Origin of the sequence: Janthinobacterium sp. UMAB-60, assembly GCF_900095235.1 — a bacterium.
Taxonomy (GTDB): Bacteria; Pseudomonadota; Gammaproteobacteria; order Burkholderiales; family Burkholderiaceae_D; genus Janthinobacterium.
This window is the reverse complement of the sequence record NZ_LT607493.1, coordinates 34,250-58,901: the sequence shown is the minus strand read 5'-3', so window position 1 is coordinate 58,901 and position 24,652 is coordinate 34,250. Positions and strand designations below refer to the sequence as shown.

Sequence of the window (24,652 nt, the reverse complement as noted above, 5' to 3'; positions counted from 1 at the left end):
AATCCGACCTACGCCGCATTCCGGCGCAGGGTAGGTCGGATTCGCGAGGCGAAGCCACGCGTAATCCGACAAGAGCCGTCAATAATATTGTCGGATTACGTGGTTCCGCATGGTCTCGGGGCCGTCAGCCCATCTCCACCAAAAACTCATGCATGCCCGTATGCGGCAATTGCGCGCAGGCGGGCGCAAAGTGCGGCAACTGTCCCCACAGCAAGGGGTTGCCGACGATGTACACATAATGTTGTGCGCGCGTCAGGGCCACGTTGAGCAAATTCGGCGTGGCCGCCGCCCATTGCGCGGCGCCGGCCGTGCTGTCGTCGGCGCCCAGGACCAGCATCACCACGCTTTGTTCCTTGCCCTGGAAGGTGTGCACGGTGCCCACCATCTGGCTGCTCCACTGGCGCAATTCGCGCGCCGTCGGCGCCTTGCCATAGCCGAGGCGGCGGTCCCAGTCCATGTCGACGATGCGCGAGCGCAATTCGTTGCGCACGGCCTTGAACGGCGTAATCACATACATGTCGGGCAGCTTGCCATCGCGGCGATACAGTTTCAGCAGCACTTCCAGCACGAAATCGAGCTGCACGGGCACCACCTGCTTGTAGCTGACGGGGCCAGCAGCGTCGATCCAGCGGCTGGGCCCCCGCGTCAGGCCGCGCGCGCCGGCCGGCGGCGTGCGGTCGGTTAGCCCGTAGACCATCTTGTCTTCGTAGGCGATGCTGTTGGCCAGCGAGAACATCGGTTCCACGCAGCGGCGGTGCACGCGCAGGGGGCTGCCGATCCACAGCGGCTGCGCGCTGCCGGCACCGACGACGGCGCCATAGCGGTTGGCCTTGTCGGCCAGGGTCTGCACGGACACGGAAGTCGGCGCGTAACTGCCATCCTGCGTATGCGGCGACAGCGCGGACAGGGCTTGCACGAGGCGGCCCGGCACCGTGAACACGGGTTCGATCTGCAGCGGGTCGCCCACGATGACAGCACGTTTGGCGCGCCACAGGCTGCCCAGCGCCGCTTGCGGCACGGCCTGGCCCGCTTCATCGATGAACAGCCAGCCCAGCGATTCGGGGCCCATGCCCTGGAACTGGCGGGCGAACGAGGCGAACGTGGTCGACACGACANNACGACAGGCACCACCATGAACAGGCTGTGCCAGACCATGGCGATGTGCGACTGGTCATACGCGCGCTTGTTTTTCAGCAATTTCGACACGGCCAGCAAGTTGCCGCCAAAGCCGGGGCCGCCCTTTTTCGCCACTTCCGCCAGCCACGCTTCATGCAGGGCCAGTGCCTTGGCGAACAGGCGCGAGCGCAGGCGCGCCAGCGCCGGTTCATGCCACAGGCCGCCAATTTGCAGCGCGTCACCGTCCAGCTCGTCCAGGGTGGCCGGGGCGATGATGGTGGGGAAGCGCATGCGCGCGCGGCGCAGCAGTTCCGTGCTGTCATCCCATTCGCGCTGGCGCGATTGCGCCGTGCGCAGGGCGATGTGCAGGCTGTTGCGGGCGCGCTCGCAGCGTGGCTCCAGCTCGCCCTTCAGCAGCAGTTTGATGGCGGACACGTCGCGCGCGGCCTGGCGCTGCGCCTCGGCGTTGGCGATGACGGCCTCCTTGTAGGCGCGCGCCGGGGCCGTGCGGAACAGGCGGGCGAAAAAGCCGGGCTGCGTCAGCGCCACCAAGCGTTCCTCTTCCAGCAATTCCTTCTTGCTGGCGAGCAGGGTGTCCTGCTGCGCCAGCGCGCCGGACAGGGCGCCATTCGCCGTATCCATTTCTTGCTCGGCTGCAATCAACGCCTGCTGGCTGGCCTGGATAAAATCGGCTTCCGTGCACGTGCCCACGGCTTGCCACAGGGCAGCGTACTGGGCGTGTTCGGCCAGCGCTTTTTCCACCACGTGTTCCGTCTCGCGAAATTCGCGCGCGGCCTGGGCGAAGCTGACGCCCTGGTAGCTGGCCAGCCACTGGCGGATATTTTGCGCGTTCGGCGTCTTGCGCGCCGTGGTTTTGTCCCAGTCGTCGTCATAGAAATTGCTGATGAAGCGGCGGCGGTTGGCGCTATTGCCCAGCGCGCAGGACATCAAGCCCCATGGCGCCTCTTGTTCGGCCAAAGCGCGGTTGGCACCATTGCCGTCGGCCACGACCCGGCGCGCCACGCTTTCAAAGTAACGCGTGCGCGCCCATTCCTTGCCCAGCTGTTTCGGTTTCGGGAGGTCGCCGGAAATGTTTTCCACCGCCGCATTGTTCGACGAGGCGACGACCATTTCAAAGCCCGTCAGTTCGGGCCGCAAGCGGGCAATGGTGATGGGGTCGCGCACGCCTTCGAAGGCCACTGCCACCTTGCCGATGAAGGCATCGCCGGCACGGTCCAGGCAGGACAGCACGGCCGCGCGGCGCACGATGTTGTCGGCGAATAATTCGCGCAACAAGGTCGTCTTGCCCGTGCCCGGCGGACCGTTGACGGAAAAGATGCCGCGCTCGCTCAAGCCCGTGCGCGCGCCGTGGATGGCGAACTGCTGCATCAGGCTCATGGCGTAGCTGGCGTCTTCCAGCCAGTGCCCGCGGTTCATATTGCCCGGATTGAGCATGGCGGCCAGCGCCTGGCGTCCGGCCGGGCTGTACAGGTCGATGCGCTCATCCTGCGCCAGCGGCGTCAGGTAGGCGGCGACCGTGGCCGGCAGCTTGCCGCCGCGCACGGCGCGGATGATCTGTTCCAGGTCATCGAGGTAAAAACTGTTGAGGATATCGATCGACGGTTCCACCGCGTCGTCGAAGTTCAGGCTGCGGTTCTGGCTGGCCTCAGCCAGGTTGCCTTCCGCCACGGCGGCGCGTTTCTTGCGCGTGCGCAATTCCAGCACGGCCAGCGGCTGGCCGGCGGCCGGGTGGAAACCGGCCCAGTCGCGCAACAGGTCGGCCAGGGCCGCGATTTCCATGCCCGACAGGGGAGACGACACATTGCCCGCCTCGTCCGTCACTTGTTGCGGGGCGCGGCTTGCCGCGAAATTGCGCAAACTGTCTTGCAGCACCAGCTGGCTGTCGCTGAAGGCGTCCAGGCTCAGGCCCGACCAGTCCGGCGTGCGCGCGCGGCCCAGCGCCCACGGTAACGTCGACACGGAGACGGGGTCGAACTGCGGCTCGCCCAGCGCATTGAGATTCAGGCGGGCAAAGCACGAGCGTCCCAGCAGCTCTGTTTTTTCTGTTTCGGCGATGTTTTCCGGGCCGTTGGCCGGCGGACAAGCCTTGTTGATTTCCGCCTTGTCGAACACGCCGAGGAACAGCGAAAAGCCGTCGATCTCGCGGTCGGACGGCACTTGCCATTGCGTGGCGAACTGCAGCGGCAATTGCGCCAGCTGTTCGCGCTGCAGGAGACGCACGGTGGACTGGTCTTCAACGTCCGTGATTTGATTCAGGTCAAACGGGATAAAGAATTCGATCTTGTGCCAATACTCCAGGATAGCCAGGAGGCGCTGCTGTTCTGCCTGATTCATGATGACCAATATTTTGTAAAGCGAGCGGGGATTGTAAAGGGTATGCGCGGCGCGTGTTTTGCACTTTCGCCTATTGCGCGGGCTTTGCGGCAAAAAAAGTGGCGATTGCGGACGAAAAAAAGCCAGGCAGCAACTTCCTGCCTGGCTTTCGTGTGGCGAGGATGTTGCTATTAGTTAAAACTCTTCCCATTCGCTTTCGGCGCCGGCATTGCTGCGGCGCGCCGGCGCGGCCGGCGCGGCCGCCACGGCCTTGCGCACGGGCGCTGGCCGGGCCGCAGGGCGTGCGATGGCTGGCGCTGGCGCTGCTGCGCGCGCCGGGCTCAGCTTGCTTACGCTGGCAACATGGTTGCCCGTCTTGAAGAAGCCCACCACGTGCGCCAGCTCGCCCGCCTGTTCCTGCATGCTTTGCGAGGCGGCCGCCGCTTCTTCCACCAGGGCCGCGTTTTGCTGCGTCACTTCATCCATCTGGGCAATGGCCATGTTGATCTGCTCGATGCCGATGGTTTGCTCGTGCGTGGCGGAGGTAATCTCTCCCATGATGTCGGTCACGCGCACGATGCTGTCGACGATGTCGCCCATGGTCTGGCCCGCTTCATTGACGAGGCGCGAACCCGTGTCCACGTTGGCGACGGAGGCGGCGATCAGTTCCTTGATTTCTTTTGCTGCGCCAGCCGATCTTTGGGCAAGATTACGCACCTCGGTGGCGACGACGGCAAAGCCGCGTCCCTGCTCGCCCGCGCGCGCCGCTTCCACGGCCGCGTTCAAGGCAAGAATGTTGGTCTGGAAGGCGATGCCGTCGATGACGCCGATGATGTCGACGATTTTCTTCGACGACGCGTTAATGGTGCCCATGGTGTCGACCACTTGCGAGACAATGCTGCCGCCGCGCACGGCCACTTCCGATGCGCTTTTCGCCAGCTGGTTCGCCTGGCGCGCGTTGTCCGCGTTCTGTTTCACGGTGGAAGTCAGTTCTTCCATGGCCGACGCCGTTTCTTCCAGCGAACTGGCTTGCTCTTCCGTGCGGGAAGACAGGTCGAGGTTGCCGGCGGCAATTTCGCTCGATGCCGTGGAAATCGCCTCCGTGCCATGGCGCACCTGCGCCACCACGCCCAGCAGGCTGGTGTTCATGGCTTTCAGCGCGCCCAGCAGGCGTCCCGTTTCATCGCTGGAATTGACGACGATGTGCGACGACAAGTCGCCGGAGGCCACGGTTTCGGCCACGCTGACGGCCGCATTGATGGGCTGGGTGATCGAGCGCGTGATGATCCAGGCAACAAAAGCGCCCAGCAGCACGGCCACGCTGCCCAGGATGATCATGTAGGCGCGCGCGCTGGCGCTCAGCGTTTCGGTATCCGTTGCCGCCTGCGCCGCCTGTTCGCCTTCATACGCGACCAGGCTGTCGAGCGCGCCCAGCACGATCTTCAGGCTCGGTGCCGCCTGCTGCGTCAAAAAGGCGATCGCCTCTTCCGTCTGGCCCGCATTGCGCAGCTCGATGACCTTGTTGTTCAGCGGCGCGCCCGATTTCAGGGCCGCGTCGAGTTCGGCCATCAGCGCCGTTTCCTTGTCCGTCGAGATTTTCTTTTGCAAGGTTTCCTTGGCGGCACCGTATTTCTTGCGCGCTTCGCCGATCTTTGCCAGTTCCGCCTGCACCAGCGCTTCCGTCGGCGCCACTACAATGCTCGTGATCGCCAGGGTAATGTTGCGCACGTTGTCGCTCATGGTGTTGGCGGCCGCCATCTTGACGTTCTTGTCGGCCACGATGTCGTGGGTGCGCGCGCTCAGTTGACCCATGGAATACAGGCCGACGAGCAAGACGGCCACCAGCAGGCCGAGGACGACAGCAAACCCGATTCCGAGACGGGTGCCGATTTTGAATTGTGTGAGTGACATGATTGCTTTCGTGGTGCGGAAGTGAGGGAAAACGTCGACAGGCCAAGGCTACGGGTTTGTACGTAGGGGCGACCAGCCTGTAATTGTTCCTCAAAATTTCGCACCGCAATACAAAAACTTGTATCAAGTCCTCAGAAATTTGAAAATTGGTAGCAAATTGAATAAGTTGTCGTGTGGAAACAACGAGCGCAAGCGCAGGAAACATCAGCGCTGGGGAAACACGTGGGCAGTGAGGAAGTCGATGAAGGCGCGCAGTTTCGGCGTCAGGTGGCGGCTGCTGGGCCACAGGATGCGGAAGGCGCCGTCGTGCCGGTGGTGCGCATCCAGCACCGGCTGCAAGCGGCCCGCGTGCAGCGCCGCGCGCACGGCAAAGTCAGGCAGGGCGGCGATGCCCAGGCCGCTTTCGGCAAAGTGCAGCAGGGTCTCGACATTGTTGCAGTTCAGTAGCGCCGGCAAGCCCGCCGCATGCAGGGCGGGCCACTCGGGCAGCGGCCACGCTTCGACCTTGCCGCTGCTGGGAAATTTGTACAGCAAACAAGTGTGCTGCGCCAGGTCGGCGGGCAGCGCGGGCGTGCCGTGCTGCGCCAGATAGGCGGGCGCGGCCACCAGCTGCAGCTGGAACTGGCCCAGCTGGCGGCTCATCAGGCGGCTGTCGGCGCTCTCTCCCGCCCGCACGACGGCGTCGTAGCCTTCCTCGATCACGTCGACCCGGCGGTCGCTGAAATCGAGATCGAGTTCCACCTGCGGATAGGCACGCGCAAAGGCCGCCAGCACGGGATTGAGCAAGCTGCCCACCAGCGGCAGGCTGACGCGCAAGCGGCCTTGCGGTGCGCTCTTGCTGTTGGATAACTCCAACTCGGCCGCTTCGATCTCGCCCAGGATGCGACGGCAGCGTTCGAGAAACACCGTGCCTTCGCTGGTCAGCGCAATGCTGCGCGTGCTGCGGTGAAACAGGCGCACACCGAGGCGCTCTTCCAGCCGCGCGATGCTCTTGCCCACGGCCGAGGCGGAAATGCCCAGCACGCGGCCCGCCGCGACAAAACTGCGCAGCTCCGCCGCCTGCACGAAGGCAGTGAATCCCGCCAGGTTATCCATATTTTCCCTTTTGATTGCGGATGCCAACGTCCGCACAGACAGAAACTATAGCCTGTTTTTCTTTGATCGCGCCTGCCTTACCTTGGCAGCCTGATCATTTGAAAGGCTACGCCATGATGTACCACTTCTCTCCTGCGGCCTTGTCCGCCCGCATCGATCCCTTGCTCGATGCCGTCTTGCAGCAGCAACGCCTGGTGGGCGCCGTGGTGCTGGTGCGCCAGCGTGGCCAGGAAATCTATCGGCGCGTCGCCGGCCACCTGGACCGCGAGGCGGGCACGCCCATGGTTGAAGACGCCGTCTTCCGCCTGGCGTCCGTCAGCAAACCCATCGTCTCCACGGCCGCGCTGGCGCTGGTGGGACAGGGGTGCCTGGGCCTGGACGACCCGGTGGCGCGCTGGCTGCCGTATTTTGCGCCGCGCCAGCCGGACGGCACGGTGGCGGCGATGACCGTGCGCCACTTGCTCACGCACACGGCCGGGCTCGACTACGGCTTTTTCCAGCCGCCGGGCGGCGCGTATGCGCAGGCGGGGGTGTCGGACGGCATGGATGCGTCCCGTACTTCTCTGGAAGACAACCTGCGCCGCCTGGCCACCGTGCCGCTTGCATACGCGCCAGGCACGCGCTGGGCGTATTCGATCGCCACCGACGTGCTGGGCGGCGTGATCGAAGCGGTGACTGGTTTGCCGCTGGCGCAAGCCGTGGCACAGCTGGTGACGGCGCCGCTGGCCATGCGCGACACGGGTTTTATCAGCACGGACGGGGCGCGCCTGGCCGTCGCGTATGCGGACCGCGCAGCGGGAGAAGCCCGGCCGCGGCGTTTGCTCGATGCGGGGGAAGACCATCTGCCGTTTCTCGACGGTATGGCAGGCTTTACGTTATCTCCGGCAAGGGCGCTCGACGCGCAGGCGTACCCGTCCGGCGGCGCCGGCATGCTCGGCTCGGCCCCCGACTTCATGCACCTGCTGGAAACCTTGCGCCTGGGCGGCGCGCCGCTGCTGCCGCCAGCGCTGGCGCGCCAGATGGGAGAAAGCCAGACGAACGGCTTCGACTTGCCGTTCTGGCCCGGCCGTGGCTTCGGCCTGGGGTTTACGGTGTTGACCGATCCGCAACTGGCCGCCACGCCGGAATCGGCGGGCAGCTGGCGCATGGGCGGCACGTATGGCCACTCGTGGTTTGTCGACCCGGCGCAGGAATTGTCGGTGGTGGCGTTCACGAATACGGCATTGGAGGGCATGGCGGGGCCGTTTGTGACGGAACTGTGCCAGGCCGTGTATGGCGCCAAGGAAATGCCATGACGCGCCCGCATCCCATCGTCTTTCTCGCGCTGGGCCTGTTTGGCGTGTATTGCATCGAGTTTGGCGTGGTCGGCATCTTGCCGATGATCATGCAGCGCTTTGGCGTGACGGCCGCGCAGGCGGGCTCATTGGTGAGCCTGTTCGCGCTGGTGATCGCCGTGGGCGGTCCTTTCCTCGTGCTGCTGGCCACGCGCTGGCGCCGCAAACCGGCGCTGATCGTCTCCCTGCTGGTGTTTGCGCTGGCCAGCGTGGCCTCGGCGTATGCACCGCGCTTCGGGTTGCTGCTGGCGCTGCGCGTGGTGCCAGCCCTGTTCCACCCCGTATATTTTTCGCTGGCCATGGTGGCGGCCGCCGCCCTGTATCCGCCGCAGCAGGCGGCGCGGGCGGGCGCGCATGCGTTTACGGGCACCAGCATGGGCATGGTGCTGGGCATCCCGCTGACCACCTGGATCGCCGCGCAAGTTGGCTATGAGGCATCGTTTTTGGCTTGCGCCCTGGTCAACGTGCTGGCGGCGCTGGGGCTATACCTGTTCTTGCCGGACACGCCGCGCGAGGCGCCGCTGGCGTATGGCCGTCAGCTGGCCGTGCTGCGCAAACCCGCCCTGTGGTTCACCATTGCCGCCGCCGTGCTGGTGTTTGCCGCCATGTTTGCCGTGTATGCGTATGCGGCCGCGTATCTGCAGCAGGTGGCGGGCTTGTCGGCGCGCAAGACGGGGCTGGCGCTGGTGGTGTTTGGCGTGGGTGGCGTGGCGGGCAATCTGTTCGCGGGGCGCCAGCTGGGCACGCACGTGCTGCGCACGGTGTTGCTGCAACCCCTGCTGCTGGGACTGGCGTACTGGTTGCTGTACCGGCATGTGGGCAGCGACATCGGCTGGCTGGCCCTGGCCGTGTTGCTGCTGTTCTGGGGCGCCGCGCATACGAGCGGACTGATCGTGACGCAAGTGTGGCTCAGCAGTGAAGCGCGCGAGGCACCCGCGTTCGCCATCGGCGTGTATATCGCCGCCATCAACCTGGGCGTGACGCTGGGCGCGCTGGCCGGTGGCATGGCCATCGAGTCCTATGGCATGCGGGGGGCGCTGGCCTGCGGCGCGCTGCTGGTGGTGCTGGCGCTGGCAGCGATTGCGGTGAAAGCGTGGCTGTACCGCCCGCCGTCAGTCCTCGATATGGTTGGGGATGCGAAACAGTAAATCCGTATCGCCGATGTCCACGCCCGCCTGCGACAGCAGGGTACTCGCCTGGCCCCGGTGATGCGTCTGGTGATTGAAGAAATGCATGAGCAGGCTGAAGAACTCGCGCCGGTTCGGCCCCTTGCTGTTGCGGTAGTCGAGCAAATGGTCGAGGTCTTCTTCGCGGATGGAGGCGGCCCAGTCGATGATGACCTGGTCCAGCCACAGCCGGTGCGCGTGCATGGCGGCAAAATCCTCGGCCGCGAACAGCGGGTGTGTCAGCGAGGTGGGCGGCGTAATGGCGCGGATGGGGTCGAGCAGGGGAAAGCCGGCCGGGTGTTTGGCGTAGCGCTGCAGCCACAGGGTGTCGCCCACCATCAGGTGGTTCAAGGTGGCCAGCAGGGAGCCGAAAAAGGCGCCCCGCTCGCGTTGCAGCTCGCCGGGCGGCAGGCTGGCCGCCGCCGCGTAGACCTTGGCATTCATCCACTGGTTGTAATCGGCCATCAGGCAAATGTGGGCGCAACGGCTCATGGACAAACCTCCGTGAATGAATGAAAGGCTATTTTATACAGACTTCAAAAACGCGCGTATGCCGGCCAGCAGCATTTCAATCGCCATCGCCGTCAGGATCAGGCCCATCAGGCGCTCGAACGCCGTCATGACCCTTGGACCGAGCGCCCGCTGCAAGCGTTCGGCGCACAGGAAGACGGCCAGCCAGACGACGGCCACGGCCGTCAAGCCCGCCACGTGGGCGATCACTTCATTGACTTCATGCGAGGAAAACAGCAGCACGGTGGCCAGGGCCGACGGGCCGGCCAGCGCGGGGATGGCCAGCGGCACGATGAACGGTTCGCCGCCCATCTCGTGGTCGCTATTGCCCGCGTTGGGTTGTGGAAACACCATGCGCATGGCGATCAGGAACAAAATGACGCCGCCGCCGATGCGCAGCGCCACTTCCGACAATTGCAAGGCGTTCAGGAAATGGCGGCCAAAGAACATGAACAGCAGCAAGATACCGAAGGCGATCATGCATTCGCGCACCACGACTTTCCAGCGCCGCTCGACCGGTACCCGTTTCAGGGCATTGACGAACAGGGAAACGTTGCCGAACGGGTCGGTGACGAGCAAGAGCAGGATAAAAGTCTGGAAGAAATTCTGTGTCATGGTGGTGTGATTGAGGTCAACACCGCTGCCAGGATGGGCGCGGTGCGATAAGGCTTGCGATGATAACAAGAGCGGCGACTCTCGCCCATGATTATTGATGCATAGCAGCATTTTTTTTACGCGGCGATGACTTTTGCCTGGTAAAACGCCGTCGGCGTGGTGCCGAAATGTTTCTTGAACATGGCCGTAAACGCACTCTGGCTGGTGTAGCCATTGTCCATGGCCACATCGATGACCTTGCTGCCGCGCGCCAATTGCTCCAGCGCCCGCAGCAATCGCGCCTGCTGGCGCCACTGGCCGAAGCGCATGCCCGTCTGCTTCTGGAACAAGCGGTGCAGGCTGCGCTCGGTGATTGCCAGTTCCTGCGCCCAGTGCGCTACCGTCTGCTGTTCGCCCGGTTGCGCCATCAGCCGCGCGCAAATGCCGCGCAGGCGCGCGTCAAAGGGCAGCGGCAGATGCAGGGGCAGCACGGGCAGGCTATTTAGCTCGTGCAACAGCAATTGCAGCAGATGCCAGTCGCGGCTGCCTTCCGTGAAATCGGGCGCGATGTCGACGGCCGCCACGATCAGTTGCCGCAGCAGCGGGCTGATGTCGAGCACGCAGCTGTGGTCAGGCAGCAATGGAGAATTGGCGCAGTTGACGAACACCGTGCGCATCTTGACGGCGCCGCTCATGCGCACCTGATGCGCGATGCCGGGCTGCAGCCATACGCCGCGCGTGGGCGGCACCACCCAGCGCCCGCCCTGCGCCTCGATGGTCATCACGCCCTCGATGGCGTACAGCAATTGCGCATGCGTGTGGCGGTGCACGGAAATCACGTGACCGTGCGCATAGTCGACGGCCAGCGCCATGGCGCGCGCTGTGACGGGCAGCAATTCCTGAAAGGCGGCGGAGGTGCAATCCATAAAAGAGGGTCAGTTTTGCGATAGGTATGGACATCTTAGCGCGAGAAAGCGCGGCGCGCCTGCGGCATGATGGTTCTCCCGCAATTATTTATGGAGCTACGCATGCCTGTGCGCGCCTATCTGTATCCGTTTCTGGCCATGCTGCTGTGGGCTGGCAACGTCGTCGTCTCGAAGCTGGCCGCGTCCAGCATCGCCCCCACGGCCATCACCTTTTACCGCCTGGTGCTGGTCTTGCTGGTGATGACGCCGTTTATCGCCCGCCCCCTGTGGCGCAACCGCGCCGCCATCCGGCGCCAGTGGTGGCAGCTGGCGCTGTGCGGCGTGATGTCGATGGCGCTGTTCCAGAGCCTGTCCTACCGCGCTGCCGAATCGACGACGGCGACGAACATGGCCATCGTCACGGCGCTGGCGCCGCTGATGACGGCCATGCTCAGCGTGCTGCTGCTGGGCGAGCGCTTGACGGTGGGCATGGCGGCCGGCGGCGTGCTGTCGTTTGGCGGCTTGCTGTACCTGGTGGGGCGCGGCGACGTGCTGGCCTTGCTGCAGCAGGGCGTGCATGCGGGCGACGCGCTGATGCTGCTGGCCTGCCTGATCTTCGCTTTGTACGGCGTGCTGCTGCGCCGCTGGCGTTTAACGATTCCCGCCTGGCAAGCCATTTATTGCCAGGCGCTGGCCGCCCTGGCCTGCATGCTGCCGCTGTTCCTGCTGCTGCCGCCCGGCAGCGCCAGGCTGGACGCCACCACCGTGCCCCTGATCGGCTATGCGGGCATCGGCTCGTCCATCGTGCTGTCCTATTTGTGGATCGAAGGCGTGAAACTGCTGGGGCCGAACCGTTGCAGCATCTACGTCAACCTGCTGCCCCTGCTGACGGCCTTGCTGGCCATCGTCTGGCTGCATGAGCGCATGCATATATATCACCTGGTCGGCGGCGGTATCTCGCTGCTGGGCGTGCTGCTGGCGCAGACGGTGCAGCGGCCCCTGTTTGGCCGCTACCGTCCTGGGGTGTCCGGGATTGCCTGAATGGCCATGCATAATGGCGGTTTTCGGCAGTGGAGTTGACATGCGGCAAACATTTTGGATGAGCACGATGGCGGCGCTGCTGGCGCTGGGCGCCCTGGCCCCGGCACAGGCGGCGCCGCGTTTTTATGCAGGCGTCCCCATGGCCACCGCCAGCGCCATCGAGCGCCGCGATGGCGGCGTGGTGCTGGCCTTCCTGCGGGAAAATGGCGAGGTCAACGGCTACTACTGCCAGTGCAACGAGGGCAGCGAGAAACGCATGAACCTGGACAGGTACGGCAAGGCCAGCATCGAAGCCGTATTCCAGCTCGACCTCGACAGCGAAGGTGAAACCACCTTGGTGCTCAGCCGCAGTGCGAATGCCTATGGCTTGCATGCCTACCGCTACGAGCGCAGCGGCGGCAAGATGTTCAAGGTGGCCACCTTGCAACCGGCGCTGGACGCCATCGTGCACGGTGCCAAGGTCATGGATGAAGCGCGGGTACGCGCGGCGCTGACGTCCCTGCAACTGATCGATTACAGCATCGCGTATGCGCCCTCGGGCGTGGCCGAATTCGACGCCATCGAGCATGCGCACGGCGCCCTGGTCGGCTATTTCAATATCGATGGCGAGTTACTGCCGGGCAAACCGGCCGACGCGCCCGCGTTTGCCTATAAAAAGACGTACCAGGAAAAGGATGGCCATTCCCTGACCGTCACGTATCTGCTGGGCAAGGGGTGGGAAGGGGGCCATGCGCCCAGTTATCACGTCAAGTGGATCACCTGGGAAACGCAGCCGCAGCGCTTTGCCGCCAGCCAGGATGGCTTGTTTATCGAATATGACGTCAACTGCTGCGTGGGCAGCATGTTTGCCCGCGGCCTGTATGCGCAGGGCAAGCGCACCGGCGTATGGCACTTCGAAGAGCCGGAGACCATTCGCTCGTCTGGCGCCTTTGTCGACGACAAGGCCGAGGGGCCATGGACGTATGAAAGTGGCGACGAAACGACCACGGGCATGATGCAGCGGGGCCAGCGCACGGGCCGTTGGGAAGTGAGCCCGGGCGTGGCCGAATGGCGCGCAGCGGACATGCACAGCTTCACCGGTTACGACCATTTTGTGAAAGACCGTTTGAACGGTCCCAGCGAGCGCCGCGTCGATGGTGTGGTGCAATGGCAGGGCAACTATGTGAATGGCAAGAAGCAGGGCCTATGGGTCGAACCTGGCGGTGGCGGCAACTACGTCGATGACATCAAGCAGGGGCCATGGAAGAAGGCGACGCCGGATGGCGGCCGGCAAGTGCTGACCATGCTCGATGGCAAACCGGAAGGCAAGCTGGAACAATATGCGGCCGATGGCCAGCTGGAGCTGGTCGAACATTACCGCCTCGGCGTGCTTGAGGGGCCGATGGAAAGTTTTTATCCGGATGGCAAGCGGCGTTACCAGGGCAGCTTTGCCGACGGCAAGCGCGATGGTGTGGAAACCCTGTTTTATCCCGATGGCGAAGTGCCGCAATTTCACCGCAATTGGCACAAGGGTGTGCTGCATGGCGTCAACATCGAACATTTCCAGAACGGGAAACCGAAGCAGATCGGCGCCTACAACATGGGCAATAAAACGGGCCGCTTCCAGTATTTTCGCGACGACGGCCAACTGATCGAAGAAACCGTCTATTAACATAATTGGCATTCCGGTGCGACCGCGCACGTCAGCGGAATGCCAGTTCTGCGCAAAAAACATCATCCGCTTGTTACAAAGTGTGAAAATTCCAGACGGATATTGCTACTGGTAATCTTTCCCTGTATCTTGCAATCAGGAAATTAAAAAGTACAGGAAACCTCAACCCTGTTGCCCTGTATTTCACTCCTGACGATGATGAGCGGGCCGCCTTCCCCCCAGCCGCCAGTCACGCTCCATCGACCAAATTTTGTCCTGAACAATGAAGAACTGCCTCGCCCATCTGGCGCTTGCCGTTATCCGTCCGGCATGCACAGGCACGGTCGCGCCCTTACCAAGGAAAACTGCATGCTGTCCAATTTAACAATAAAAATGCGTCTGATCGCCACCATGAGTGTGCTGGGCGTGTTGATCGCCTTGCTGGGTGTGATGAGCATCATCAGCCTGAAATCGGCCAACAACAGCCTCAACGAGGTCTACAGCAATCAGCTGGCATCGACGCAAGCGATCGGCGAATCGCAAATTGCCCTGGGCCGTGCGCGTTTCACGATGGACCGCGTGATGGTGCACCCGGATGCGTCCGATGCCAAGGATACCCTGGCGCGCTCGGAACAATTCCTGGAAGCGTCCAACAAGGCCTGGAAGGTGTATCTGACCTTGCCGCAAAGCACGGACGAAAAGCGCCTGTCCGACGACATGGACAAGAAACGCAGCGACTATATCAATAATGGCGTGCTGGCCATGGGCAAGGCTTTGCGCGAAAATAATATCGAGCAGGCGGACAAGCTGATGATGACGGGCCTGTCTCCCCTCTACCGCACCCTGGACCAGGCCGCCGAAACTTTGACGCAATACCAGGTCAGCTCGGCCGCCAGCATGTATGCGGAGAGCCAGTCCAGCTATCACACGCAAGTGACCATGGCCATCATCGGCATGATAGTGGGCGCCTTGCTGACGATTATTTCCAGCTTCTTGCTGCTGCGCGCCATCTTCGGCCCGCTGGACCAGGCCCTGCGTCATTTCGGCGCCATTTCGGACGGCAACCTGGCCAACGACATCGTCATCACGCGCAACGACGAAATGGGCGCCCTGCTGGGCGGCCTGAAACAGATGCAGGAACGCCTGTCGAACACCGTGCGCGGCGTGCGCGACGGCAGCGGCGCCATCGCCACGGCCAGCAACGAAATCGCCTCGGGTAACCTGGACCTGTCCAGCCGCACGGAACAGCAGGCGTCCAGTCTGGAAGAAACGGCCTCGTCGCTGGAAGAGCTGACCTCGACCGTCAAGCAGAATTCTGACAATGCGCGCCAGGCGAATCAGCTGGCCGTCTCCGCCTCGGACGTGGCGGTGAAAGGGGGCGCGCTGGTGGCGCAAGTGGTCGATACCATGGGCACCATCAGCGAATCGTCGAAAAAGATCGCCGACATCATCGGCGTGATCGATGGCATCGCTTTCCAGACGAATATTTTGGCTCTGAACGCGGCCGTGGAAGCGGCGCGTGCCGGTGAGCAAGGCCGTGGCTTTGCCGTCGTCGCCACGGAAGTGCGCAACCTGGCGCACCGCTCGGCTTCCGCCGCCAAGGATATCAAGGTGCTCATCGAAGCGTCGGTGCAGAACGTGGGTGCCGGCAGCGCGCTGGTCAGCCAGACGGGCACGACGATGGACGAAATCGTTTCCAGCATCCGCCGCGTGACGGACATCATGGGCGAAATCAGCGCCGCCGGTCGCGAGCAGGAACTGGGCATCGGCCAGATCAATCAAGCCGTGGCGGAAATGGATACCGTGACGCAACAAAATGCGGCACTGGTGGAAGAAGCGGCAGCCGCTTCGGAATCGATGCAGGAGCAGGCGGCGGCGCTGGCCGAAATGGTCAGCATCTTCAAGCTCGACGCCGCCCATAGTGGCCCGGCTGCGGCCAAGCCCGCCTTGCGCAAGCCTGTCGTGGCCGCCGCCAGCACGGCCTTGAAACGCCCGGCGTTGCGCCTGACGCCAAGCCGCAGCGCCTCGGCAGCCGCTCCGGCCCAGCCACGTACTGCCAAGCCCGCCGCCGACAGCAGCGGCGAATGGGAAGAGTTTTAATCTAGCGAGGTTACAGGGCCACCTTGCTGCCCTGTTCCTGCAATAGCGCCGCCTCGGCCAAGGCCTGGGCGCGCGCTTCCTCCGCCGCCTGTTCCGCTTTCTCCAGCGCATCATGGCGCGCCTGCAAGGCCGCTCGCGCACGCACGAAGACGATCTTGATGGCCGCCATCACGGGCACGGACAGGAAGATGCCCACCACGCCCCCCAACTGGTCGCCGGCCAGCAAGCCGACGATCACCATCAGCGGGCTCACTTCCACGCCTTCGCTCATCAAATACGGGTTGAGCACGTAATCCTGGAACAAACGGTAGGCGGCGATAAAGCCGATCAGCCAGAACACGTGATCGAAGCCGCTGAAACCGGCCACGACCACGGCGATGACGGCGGCCGCCAGCGGGCCGGCAAACGGGATGAATTCCAGCAAGGCGGCGGCGCCCGCCAGCAGCAGGCTGTACGGCACGCCCATCAGGGAAAAGGCGATGCTGTAGGAGACAAACGTGGCGATCGACAGCAGCAGCAGGGCGCGGACATAGCGCGACAGCAAGATGTCGAGGTCATCGATGATGGCGCCCCAGAGCTTCTTGTTCGGGCGGTTCAGCAGGGACAGCAAGCCGTCGCGCATGTCCGGCCCCTCCTTGATCAGCAAAAAGCTCAGCACGGGTACCAGCACCAGATAGATCAGGTTGCTGGCCGCATGCATGACGGTCAAGCCCAGTTCCTTCGCCAGCGGCATGGCTTGTCCCGTACCGCTGCTCAGCTGTGTCTGCATGAACGACAGCAGGCGCGCGCGCAGCGGTTCCATGAATTCCGGCAAGGGGATGCGCTCGGCAAAATTATTGCCTTTAAGTAGTGTTGGCAATTGATCACTGAGCTTGATCGCCTCTTCCTCGATGCGCGCCCCGAAGATGGAGCCCAGTATCGCCACCAGCAAGATCACCACCAGAAAAACGATGCCGATATTGGCCGTGCGCGGCAGGCGCTTCGGCCCATGGCGCTCCAGCAGCCCGATCAGTGGATACACGAGATAGCTGAAGAAAATGGCAAAGACCACCACGATCAGGGTCGAGGAGACCTTATAGGTGAGAAAGAGCAGGAAGGCGATGAGGAAAGCCGTCCACACCATCTTGGCAACACGCAAGTTAAAACCGAACATATGAATTCCTTAGGGCAGGATGCTACGCAAGCGTGGCAGGCTTGAAGGGCAAGGTGGGCAAGGCAGGGATGAGGCCGCGCCGCACGGCCGGAAATCATACCGCAAAATGCCAAAATGCCATGCTCTTGTGCGTAATGGCAATGCTTTCCTTCTGTTTTCGCTTGCTTACTTTTTCTGCCAGCTGGCCACGGTGATCAACACGCCGTTTTCCTTGTCGGGCTCGCGCAAGGTCACCGTGTAGCGGCCGCTCGTATCGTTGCCCGTGAACACGACCTTGTCGTCATGGCCCTGCACTTGCGCACCCTTGGCCAGCTTGGCGTAGGTGTTGAGCACCCAGTGGAAATCGGCATAGCTGCGCAGGGTGATGCTGGTGGCATCGGGCATGGCTTCGTCGCCGCTGGAACTGCTGTTCAGTTCCGCATTCGGCAGCAGCAGGTGCAGCAGGCTGGCGGGAAAGCCGGGTGGCACGTCGCGCTGTTCCCAGCCGGGCTGGCCGGGGCGCGTGGTGATGTATTCCACCGCAGCAATGCTTTGTCGCTGCTCCGGCGCAGCCTGTGCCAGCATCGGTGGCAGTTGCCGCGCCCACACCAGCAGCGGCGCGGCCATCTCGTCCTCCGCGCCCGGCGGCAGGAACAAGGTCAGCACGGCATGCGTGGACGGCAGGCAAGCGGGGGCGCAATGGCCATTGACGAGGCCCAGCGCCAACAGCTTGCGTTGCGGATCGAACAGCATGGCGGCGCGCCATGCACCGCGCGTGCCGGCATCGATGGAGGCCAGCACCGAGCGCCCGTCGGGCAGCAGGGTGCGCGAGATGTCGTCCAGTGACTGCATGCTGTCGAGCACCTGGCGCGCGATCAGGGTGTTGCCCTGCGTATAGCTGCCGCGCGCATAGCCGAGCAGCCTGAAGACGTCGGCGCGGATCTCGGGATGCGCGCTCAGACGCAGCGGCGGCGAGGGCACGGGCACGGTGGCGGCCACGAAGGCGGCATCCTCGGCAGACATGGCTTGCGCGATGCTTGAAAGCGGCAGGCACAGGGTAGCGCACAGCGACAGCATGCGCAGAGTGAATTTTCCTCGGGTGTTCAATGGCAATCCTTGTCGAGACGCCATGCCGATCCGCTTGCCGGCATGCGCACGCCGCGATCTTAGCATTCCAGGAATGAAACGCTTTCTGCTAAGCTAGACTATTGAATCACGGTCCCTCTTGCCATGGCCAAGATCACCATTTCCTGCAGTATTCCCGTTGACGATGAAGTCGTGACTGAGTTCTTGCACAAGTACGTGCTCTACTCGCGTGTCGGCGCGGCCAGGAGATTGCGCATGGGAGAGAAGGGCTGCTTCTATACCTGTTCCTTGTATACGGACGAGCACGCCAAGGTGAGCCGTTTGATTCGCCGCATGCTGGCCTTCTTTGAAAGCAAGGACATCCCCTTGACCATCCTCAAGATCGGCGCCCTGGACAGCTGGTACGAGGTGGACCCCGAGCAGCGCGATCCCTGGAAGATTGCACCGCAAGCCTTGCTGGCGCTGCTCGATGCAGCGCCGGACGGCGTTGTTCAGGCGGCGTTGAGCACGTAGCGGTTCTTGCCGCTTTTCTTGGCCTGGTACAAGGATTCATCGGCACGCCGGTAGCTGTGCGACAAGTCCGTTTCCTTGAGCATTTCCGCCATGCCGATGCTGACGGACACCTTGCGTTCCGGTACGAAAGCCGCCTCGACGCTATCGACCAGTTGCGCGGCAAAGGCGCAGGCCGCGTTCTTTTCGCCCAGGTAAATGATGGCAAATTCCTCACCGCCCAGGCGGCCGCACAGGTGTTCGCCACACAGCCCCGCGATGACATCGGCGATCTTTTTCAGTACCTCGTCGCCCGCGTCATGGCCGTACACGTCGTTGATTTGCTTGAAGTCGTCGATGTCGATCATTAAAAAATACGCGGGTGTGTGCGCCGTGCGCTGCAGGATGCGGGCGCTTTGGGTAAACATGCGCCGGTTGTTGAGTCCGGTCAAGCCATCCTTGTAGGCCATCGTCGCCAGTTCGCGCTGGGAACGGTAGTTATGGATGCGCAAGACGAGAAAATAGATATTCAGCGCCAGGCCGATGATCACGCTGATGGTGACGGCCAGCACGGGCCAATGCTGGTCGGCCTGGCCCGCATGCACGGGAAACTGCCCCAGCCCCACGATGGCCCATACGCCCAGCGAGACGCCCAGGTAATACGCGATGCCGCTGAAGATGGGTGCCGTCGTCAAGGTGATCATCACGCCCAGTGGCAACACCCAAAAAGCGGGGTCTTCCGTGCCCAGTATCAGCACGCGAAAGCCGAAAGCGATGAACAGCACGCTGATGGTGCCGCTGACGATGATCGCCTGCAGCGATCTGGCATAGACGGTCAGCAGCAGCCCCACCAGCATACCCGCCACGCCCAGCGCCGCCTGCGCATGATCGAGCGAAGCGCGCGACAAGGTCAGGCTGAACGTGACCAGCCAGCAAGCCAGGCCAAACGTCAGGATCGCTATCGAAATGAAATGCAGTTCCTTGAAAAAGCGCTGCTGCTGCTCCCGTTCTCCTGAAAAGAACAGGTAATAGAAGGCAGGAGACAGGCTGCGCGAAGTGAACATTGCATTTGTCCAGGCAGACAACAAGCCTTGCGGCAGGGAAGCCTCCCGGCAACGGCAGGCGGCATGGCGCGCGTACAAAAGTAGTTGCGCTCAGGAACTAGTGTACTGGTTTCTTGGGGGGATTGGTGATCCAGACGAGGAAATTGGCAGCCAGTGTCCTAGCGCCGCCACAGTCGCTGCCACGCCAGGGGGCAGCTGCACCTGCTTACAGCTCGCGCGCCAGCACCTGGCCGACCAAGTCCTTGCCAAAGCTGTGATGCGCCTCTTCCTCGACCAGCTCGAAGCCAGCCCTGTCGTAGATCCGGCGCGCACCGGTGAGGATGTTATTGGTCCACAACACCATTTTCGTGTAGCCCACCTGGCGGCTGAAGCGCAGGCATTCGTCGACCAGACGGCTGCCGATGCCCAGGCCGCGTGCGCAGGGATCGACATACAGCAGGCGCAGCTTGGCCGTCGTATCGTCCTGGCGCACGATGAAGACGGAACCGATCACCTTGCCGTCCTTCTCGGCGATCCAGCAGCGCTCACGGGCCGGGTCGAATTCCCGCACGAACTTGGCGAGGATGTCGGCAACGAGTGCCTCGTACTCGTTGTTCCAGCCATATTCCTGCGCATACAGCACGGCTTGCCGGTGGATGATCCAGCCCATGTCGCCCGGTTGCGGGTTGCGCAGGATATAACTGGGCGATGCTTCCCCCAGCAAGCCCTGGATTTGTCCCATGGCAGCGACCAGTTCCTGCTGCGCCGTTGGCGGCAAGCGTTCCAGCATGGCCGTCACTTCGCGCCGCGAGGCATCGACCAGGGGCGCAAGCGTGTGCTGTCCCTGTTCGGTCAGCTGCAATCGGGCCGCGCGCGCATCCGTGGGCGAGCGCGTCTTGGCGATCAGCCCCTGCTTTTCAAACCCGGCAATGACCCGACTCAGATAGCCAGCGTTCAAGCCCAGTTCGCGGCACAAGTCCGCACTGGTCAGTTGTTCCCGGTGCGCCAATTCATACAGGATGCGCACCTCCGTCAGCGAAAACGCGCTATCCAGCAAATGTTCATGCAGCACGCCAATCTGGCGCGTATAGAAACGGTTGAAACGACGCACGATCTCCGTGCGCTCGCTGAGTTGATCCGCCTGCATGTGACACCTCCCATTTGCTTGCTTATGGCAGATTATTGCTTGCTTTTAGCAAGTATGTCAATATGCTGGCAAGATACTGCCGTGCATAAAAAAGCGGCCCTGAAAAGGGCCGCCTTGGCAGACACGGAAACCAGGGAAGCTGGCTTATACGTCGATATTGCCCGCGCGCAGTGCGTTGTTTTCGATGAAGGCGCGGCGTGGTTCCACGTCGTCGCCCATCAACGTCGTGAAGATTTGATCCGCCGCAATGGCGTCTTCGATCTGTACCTTCAGCAAACGGCGCACGGTTGGGTCCATCGTGGTTTCCCACAGTTGATCCGGGTTCATCTCGCCCAGACCTTTGTAGCGCTGTTTCGAGACCGTGCGTTCGGCTTCGTCGCGCAGCCATTGCATGGCCTGGTGGAAGTCGACCACGGCGATTTCCTTCATGCGCTCGCCTTCGCCGCGGCGCACGAAGGCGCCTTCGCCGATCAGGCCTTCGAAGGTGGCGGCGCCGCTGCTCAGCACGGCGTAGTCGGGGCCTTGCACGAAGTCGGCGTCGATGGCCGTCACTTTGATGTTGCCGTGGTGCATGCGCTCGATGCGCAGCATGTGTTTTTCCGACAAGTCGTCGGAACGCACATGCACGCGCACGGCACTGTCGTTGATGGCCGTCTGCAGGGCCAGGGCGGAGGTTTCCGCCAGGTCCAGCGTCGACAGGTCCAGCTGCACGCCCGTCATGATGGCCGTCAGGGCGGCGCGGTCGATGACGCGCGTCAGACGCGTCATAATGGTGTTCGACAGGTTGAACTTGCGCACCAGTTCCGTCAGCGTTTCGCCGGAAATGCCTTCAGCGCCCGTGCGCGGCACCAGCACGGCCGTGTTCAGCGCCACCGTCATCATGTAGCTCGCTTCTTCGGCGTCATCTTTCAGATAGCGCTCGTCGCGGCCCGATTTCACTTTGTACAGCGGCGGTTGCGCGATGTAGATGTGGCCGCGTTCGACCAGTTGCGGCATCTGGCGGTAGAACAGGGTCAGCAGCAGGGTACGGATGTGGGCGCCGTCGACGTCCGCGTCGGTCATGATGATGATGCGGTGGTAGCGCAGCTTTTCGACGTTGAATTCGTCCGGTCCGATCGAGGTGCCGAGGGTGGCGATCAGGGTGGTGATCTGCTCGGACGACAGCATTTTCTCGAAACGGGCTTTTTCCACGTTCAGCACTTTACCGCGCAGCGGCAGAATCGCCTGGAACTTGCGGTCGCGCCCTTGTTTTGCCGAGCCACCTGCCGAGTCACCCTCGACGATGTACAGTTCGCACAGGGCCGGGTCTTTTTCCTGGCAGTCGGCCAGCTTGGCCGACAGGCCCAGGCCATCCATGATGCCTTTGCGGCGCGTCAAGTCGCGGGCCTTGCGGGCCGCTTCACGGGCGCGTGCCGCTTCGACGATCTTGCCGCAAATGATCTTGGCGTCGTTCGGTTTTTCTTGCAGGTAATCGGCCAGGGTCTTGGCGACGATCTCTTCGACGGGACCGCGCACTTCGCTTGATACCAGCTTGTCTTTCGTCTGCGACGAGAATTTCGGTTCCGGCACTTTGACCGACAAGACGCAGGTCAGGCCTTCGCGCATGTCGTCGCCGCTGATTTCCACTTTCGCCTTTTTGGCGAACTCGTGTTCATCGATGTATTTGTTGATCACGCGCGTCATGGCCGCGCGCAAGCCCGTCAGGTGGGTGCCGCCGTCGCGTTGCGGGATGTTATTCGTAAAGCACAACACCTGTTCGTTGTAGGCATCGTTCCACTGCATCGACACGTCGACCGAGATGTTCGTGCCCTGGTCCGAGAGGCGCTCGCCCGTGGCCTGGAAAATGGTCGGGTGCAAGACCGACTTGGCCTTGTTGATGTACTCGACGAAACCGCGCGTGCCGCCTTCGAAGGCGAAGATTTCTTCCTTGCCCGTGCGTTGGTCCGACAATTTGATCTTGACGCCATTGTTCAGGAAGGACAGTTCGCGGATGCGCTTGGCCAGGATTTCGTAGTGGAATTCCACGTGCGTGAAAATCTCTTCGTCGGCCCAGAAATGCACGTCGGTGCCGCGCTTGTCCGTTTCGCCGATGACCTTGATCGGCGAGGTGGCGATGTCGCCCACCATGACGATCTGGCGGTCTTGCGGCACGCCGCGCACGAATTCCATGTGATGCACTTTGCCATCGCGGCGGATGGTCAGTTTCAGCAATTTCGACAGGCCATTGACGCAGGACACGCCCACGCCATGCAGACCGCCCGATACCTTGTACGAGTTCTGGTCGAACTTGCCGCCCGCGTGCAGCTCGGTCATGACGATTTCCGCCGCCGAACGCTTCGGATCGTGCTTGTCGTCCATTTTCAGGCCGGTCGGCACGCCGCGGCCATTGTCGGTGATCGAGATCGAATTGTCGCTGTGGATGGTGACGTGGATGTCGGTGCAGTGGCCAGCCAGCGATTCATCGATGGAGTTGTCCAGCACTTCGAATACCAGATGGTGCAAGCCGGTGCCGTCCGAGGTGTCGCCAATGTACATGCCCGGGCGTTTGCGCACGGCTTCCAGGCCTTCCAGGATCTGGATGGAGGAGGCGCCGTATTCTTCCGTGATGGCCTGGATCGGGGTGTCTTGTGGATTCTCGGACATGGACTGCTTTCTCAAATAACGATTGCTGATTGATTCGGGGCTGCTCGCTGATGACGGTAGGTCGGGTTAGCCGGAACGGCGTAACCCGACAGACGGCGCTCAGCATGTCGGATTACGCTGCGCTAATCCGACCTACGTCACTGCTGTGGTCTTTAGATCCGCATCGGCATGACGACATACTTGAAGTCGGCATTGTCCGGGATGGAGATCAGGGCGGACGAGTTCGAGTCGCCCAGCGCGATGTTGACGTATTCGCATTTCAGGTTGTTCAGCACGTCCAGCAGATACGTCACGTTGAAGCCGATGTCGACGGAATCGCCGCCGTAGTCGATTTCCAGCTCTTCGACGGCTTCTTCCTGATCCGCATTGGTCGAGCTGATCTTCATGCTGCCCGGGGTGATGATGCAGCGCACGCCCTTGAACTTGTCGCTGGTCATGATGGCGGCACGTTGCAGCGAGCGCAGCAGTTCATCGCGGCCGATGGTGAAGTCGTTTTTGTAGCCTTTTGGAATCACGCGCGTGTAGTCGGGGAACTTGCCTTCCACCAGCTTCGAGATCAGCTCGATGTCGGCAAAGGTCAGTTTCACCTGATTGGCGGCGATGTCCAGCTGCACCGGTTCATCGTTCTCTTCCAGCAGGCGCTGCAGTTCGATGATGGTCTTGCGCGGAATAATCACTTCCTGGCGCGCAAACGTCTGCTCGGTGGCGACCTGGCAAAACGCCAGGCGGTGGCCATCGGTGGCCACGGCGATGACATTATTGCCATCCAGAACCAGCAGCAAGCCGTTCAGGTAGTAGCGGATGTCTTGCTGCGCCATCGAGAAATGCACCATGTTGAACAGGTGCTTCAGCGTTTTTTGCGGCAGGGTGACGGAAGCGTTGTAGCTTTCCGCCTGTTGCACGGTAGGAAACTCTTCCGCCGCCAGGGTTTGCAGCGCGAAGCGCGACTTGCCCGTTTGCACGGTCAGGCGCTTGTTCAGCAGGGTCATCGTGACGTCGCCCGATTCGGGCAGGGCGCGCAAAATGTCCAGCAGCTTGCGCGCGGCCACGGTGGTGCCGGTCACGTCCGCGCCGGAACCGATTTCCGCGTGCGTGGTGATCTGCACTTCGGTGTCGGTCGACAGGAAGGAGACATTTTCACCGTCTTTGCGGATGAGGATATTGGCCAGAATCGGCATAGTGTGCCGACGCTCGACAATACCGCTCACGATCTGCAGTGGCCGGAGAAGGGTATCTCGGGTGGTTTTGACCAATTGCATATTTATCCTCAATGTATAGGTTGAACAGTACGACGTTTAACGTATTAATTTAACAATTGTTGCCATAGGGAGCCCCGACAGACCGGCTGCGGCGCCCTCCCAGATGATAAGGGTAAA

General features: G+C 62.5%; 18 protein-coding genes and 1 pseudogene. 6 read left to right on the top strand and 13 right to left on the bottom strand.

Features of this window, described 5'->3' with window-relative positions; all coding sequences use genetic code 11:
* Window positions 1-124 precede the first annotated feature (124 nt).
* The 4 genes and pseudogenes from K0F86_RS18755 to K0F86_RS18745 all read right to left on the bottom strand — a co-directional run bounded on the left by K0F86_RS18755 (window position 125) and on the right by K0F86_RS18745 (window position 6,456).
* Window positions 125-856 carry a DEAD/DEAH box helicase gene (locus K0F86_RS18755; RefSeq protein WP_257572246.1) on the bottom strand — a complete coding sequence of 244 codons (732 nt, stop codon included), beginning with the start codon at window positions 854-856 and terminating at the stop codon, window positions 125-127.
* Between the two features lie 141 nt (window positions 857-997).
* Window positions 998-1,069 (bottom strand): annotated as a pseudogene (locus K0F86_RS27635) (hypothetical protein); the annotation flags it as partial.
* A 2,576-nt stretch (window positions 1,070-3,645) separates the two neighbouring features.
* Window positions 3,646-5,361, bottom strand: coding sequence for a methyl-accepting chemotaxis protein (locus K0F86_RS18750; RefSeq protein WP_219135802.1), 1,716 nt, complete (start codon window positions 5,359-5,361; stop codon window positions 3,646-3,648).
* A gap of 204 nt (window positions 5,362-5,565) precedes the next feature.
* A complete protein-coding gene (locus K0F86_RS18745) occupies window positions 5,566-6,456 on the bottom strand; it encodes a LysR family transcriptional regulator (RefSeq protein WP_219135801.1) in 891 nt (296 codons plus the stop codon).
* Between the two features lie 113 nt (window positions 6,457-6,569).
* On the opposite strand from K0F86_RS18745, the gene K0F86_RS18740 reads away from it, so the two are divergent.
* Together K0F86_RS18740 and K0F86_RS18735 are read left to right on the top strand one after the other, a co-directional pair.
* A complete protein-coding gene (locus K0F86_RS18740) occupies window positions 6,570-7,751 on the top strand; it encodes a serine hydrolase (RefSeq protein ID WP_219135800.1) in 1,182 nt (393 codons plus the stop codon).
* A complete protein-coding gene (locus K0F86_RS18735; protein ID WP_219135799.1) occupies window positions 7,748-8,938 on the top strand; it encodes an MFS transporter in 1,191 nt (396 codons plus the stop codon). The genes K0F86_RS18740 and K0F86_RS18735 overlap by 4 nt, the downstream gene beginning before the upstream one ends.
* On the opposite strand, the gene K0F86_RS18730 is transcribed toward K0F86_RS18735, so the two are convergent.
* The 3 genes from K0F86_RS18730 to K0F86_RS18720 form a co-directional block, all read right to left on the bottom strand.
* Complete coding sequence (locus K0F86_RS18730) at window positions 8,903-9,448, bottom strand: DinB family protein (protein WP_219135798.1); 546 nt, start codon at window positions 9,446-9,448, stop codon at window positions 8,903-8,905. The two genes, K0F86_RS18735 and K0F86_RS18730, sit on opposite strands and share 36 nt — an antisense overlap.
* Before the next feature lie 33 nt (window positions 9,449-9,481).
* On the bottom strand, window positions 9,482-10,081 hold the full coding sequence (locus K0F86_RS18725) for a MarC family protein (RefSeq protein WP_071075094.1): 600 nt from the start codon (window positions 10,079-10,081) through the stop codon (window positions 9,482-9,484).
* Between the two features lie 116 nt (window positions 10,082-10,197).
* Window positions 10,198-10,986 carry a helix-turn-helix transcriptional regulator gene (locus K0F86_RS18720; RefSeq protein WP_219135797.1) on the bottom strand — a complete coding sequence of 263 codons (789 nt, stop codon included), beginning with the start codon at window positions 10,984-10,986 and terminating at the stop codon, window positions 10,198-10,200.
* A gap of 102 nt (window positions 10,987-11,088) precedes the next feature.
* On the opposite strand from K0F86_RS18720, the gene K0F86_RS18715 reads away from it, so the two are divergent.
* The 3 genes from K0F86_RS18715 to K0F86_RS18705 all read left to right on the top strand — a co-directional run bounded on the left by K0F86_RS18715 (window position 11,089) and on the right by K0F86_RS18705 (window position 15,736).
* Complete coding sequence (locus tag K0F86_RS18715) at window positions 11,089-12,006, top strand: DMT family transporter (RefSeq protein ID WP_219135796.1); 918 nt, start codon at window positions 11,089-11,091, stop codon at window positions 12,004-12,006.
* A gap of 40 nt (window positions 12,007-12,046) precedes the next feature.
* Window positions 12,047-13,657 carry a toxin-antitoxin system YwqK family antitoxin gene (locus K0F86_RS18710; RefSeq protein ID WP_219135795.1) on the top strand — a complete coding sequence of 537 codons (1,611 nt, stop codon included), beginning with the start codon at window positions 12,047-12,049 and terminating at the stop codon, window positions 13,655-13,657.
* A gap of 348 nt (window positions 13,658-14,005) precedes the next feature.
* On the top strand, window positions 14,006-15,736 hold the full coding sequence (locus K0F86_RS18705; protein WP_219135794.1) for a methyl-accepting chemotaxis protein: 1,731 nt from the start codon (window positions 14,006-14,008) through the stop codon (window positions 15,734-15,736).
* 10 nt (window positions 15,737-15,746) lie between these two features.
* Here the strand turns inward: K0F86_RS18705 and K0F86_RS18700 are convergent, their stop codons facing one another.
* Both K0F86_RS18700 and K0F86_RS18695 read right to left on the bottom strand, forming a co-directional pair.
* On the bottom strand, window positions 15,747-16,889 hold the full coding sequence (locus tag K0F86_RS18700; protein WP_219135793.1) for an AI-2E family transporter: 1,143 nt from the start codon (window positions 16,887-16,889) through the stop codon (window positions 15,747-15,749).
* A gap of 165 nt (window positions 16,890-17,054) precedes the next feature.
* A complete protein-coding gene (locus K0F86_RS18695) occupies window positions 17,055-17,975 on the bottom strand; it encodes a hypothetical protein (protein ID WP_219135792.1) in 921 nt (306 codons plus the stop codon).
* 171 nt (window positions 17,976-18,146) lie between these two features.
* Between K0F86_RS18695 and K0F86_RS18690 the strand changes: the two genes are divergently transcribed.
* Window positions 18,147-18,467 carry a hypothetical protein gene (locus K0F86_RS18690; protein WP_219135791.1) on the top strand — a complete coding sequence of 107 codons (321 nt, stop codon included), beginning with the start codon at window positions 18,147-18,149 and terminating at the stop codon, window positions 18,465-18,467.
* Here K0F86_RS18690 and K0F86_RS18685 read toward each other — a convergent pair.
* The 4 genes from K0F86_RS18685 to dnaN all read right to left on the bottom strand — a co-directional run bounded on the left by K0F86_RS18685 (window position 18,446) and on the right by dnaN (window position 24,535).
* Window positions 18,446-19,507, bottom strand: a complete 1,062-nt coding sequence (locus K0F86_RS18685) for a GGDEF domain-containing protein (RefSeq protein ID WP_219135790.1) — start codon at window positions 19,505-19,507, stop codon at window positions 18,446-18,448. The genes K0F86_RS18690 and K0F86_RS18685 overlap by 22 nt on opposite strands.
* A 205-nt stretch (window positions 19,508-19,712) precedes the next feature.
* Window positions 19,713-20,633 (bottom strand): bifunctional helix-turn-helix transcriptional regulator/GNAT family N-acetyltransferase, encoded by a 921-nt coding sequence (locus K0F86_RS18680; RefSeq protein WP_219135789.1) that lies wholly within the window; start codon window positions 20,631-20,633, stop codon window positions 19,713-19,715.
* Between the two features lie 144 nt (window positions 20,634-20,777).
* Entirely contained in the window at window positions 20,778-23,276 is a 2,499-nt protein-coding gene (gyrB, locus tag K0F86_RS18675) for a DNA topoisomerase (ATP-hydrolyzing) subunit B (RefSeq protein WP_219135788.1), read from the bottom strand.
* Between the two features lie 152 nt (window positions 23,277-23,428).
* Window positions 23,429-24,535 (bottom strand): DNA polymerase III subunit beta, encoded by a 1,107-nt coding sequence (dnaN, locus tag K0F86_RS18670; RefSeq protein WP_034754341.1) that lies wholly within the window; start codon window positions 24,533-24,535, stop codon window positions 23,429-23,431.
* Between the last annotated feature and the right edge of the window lie 117 nt (window positions 24,536-24,652).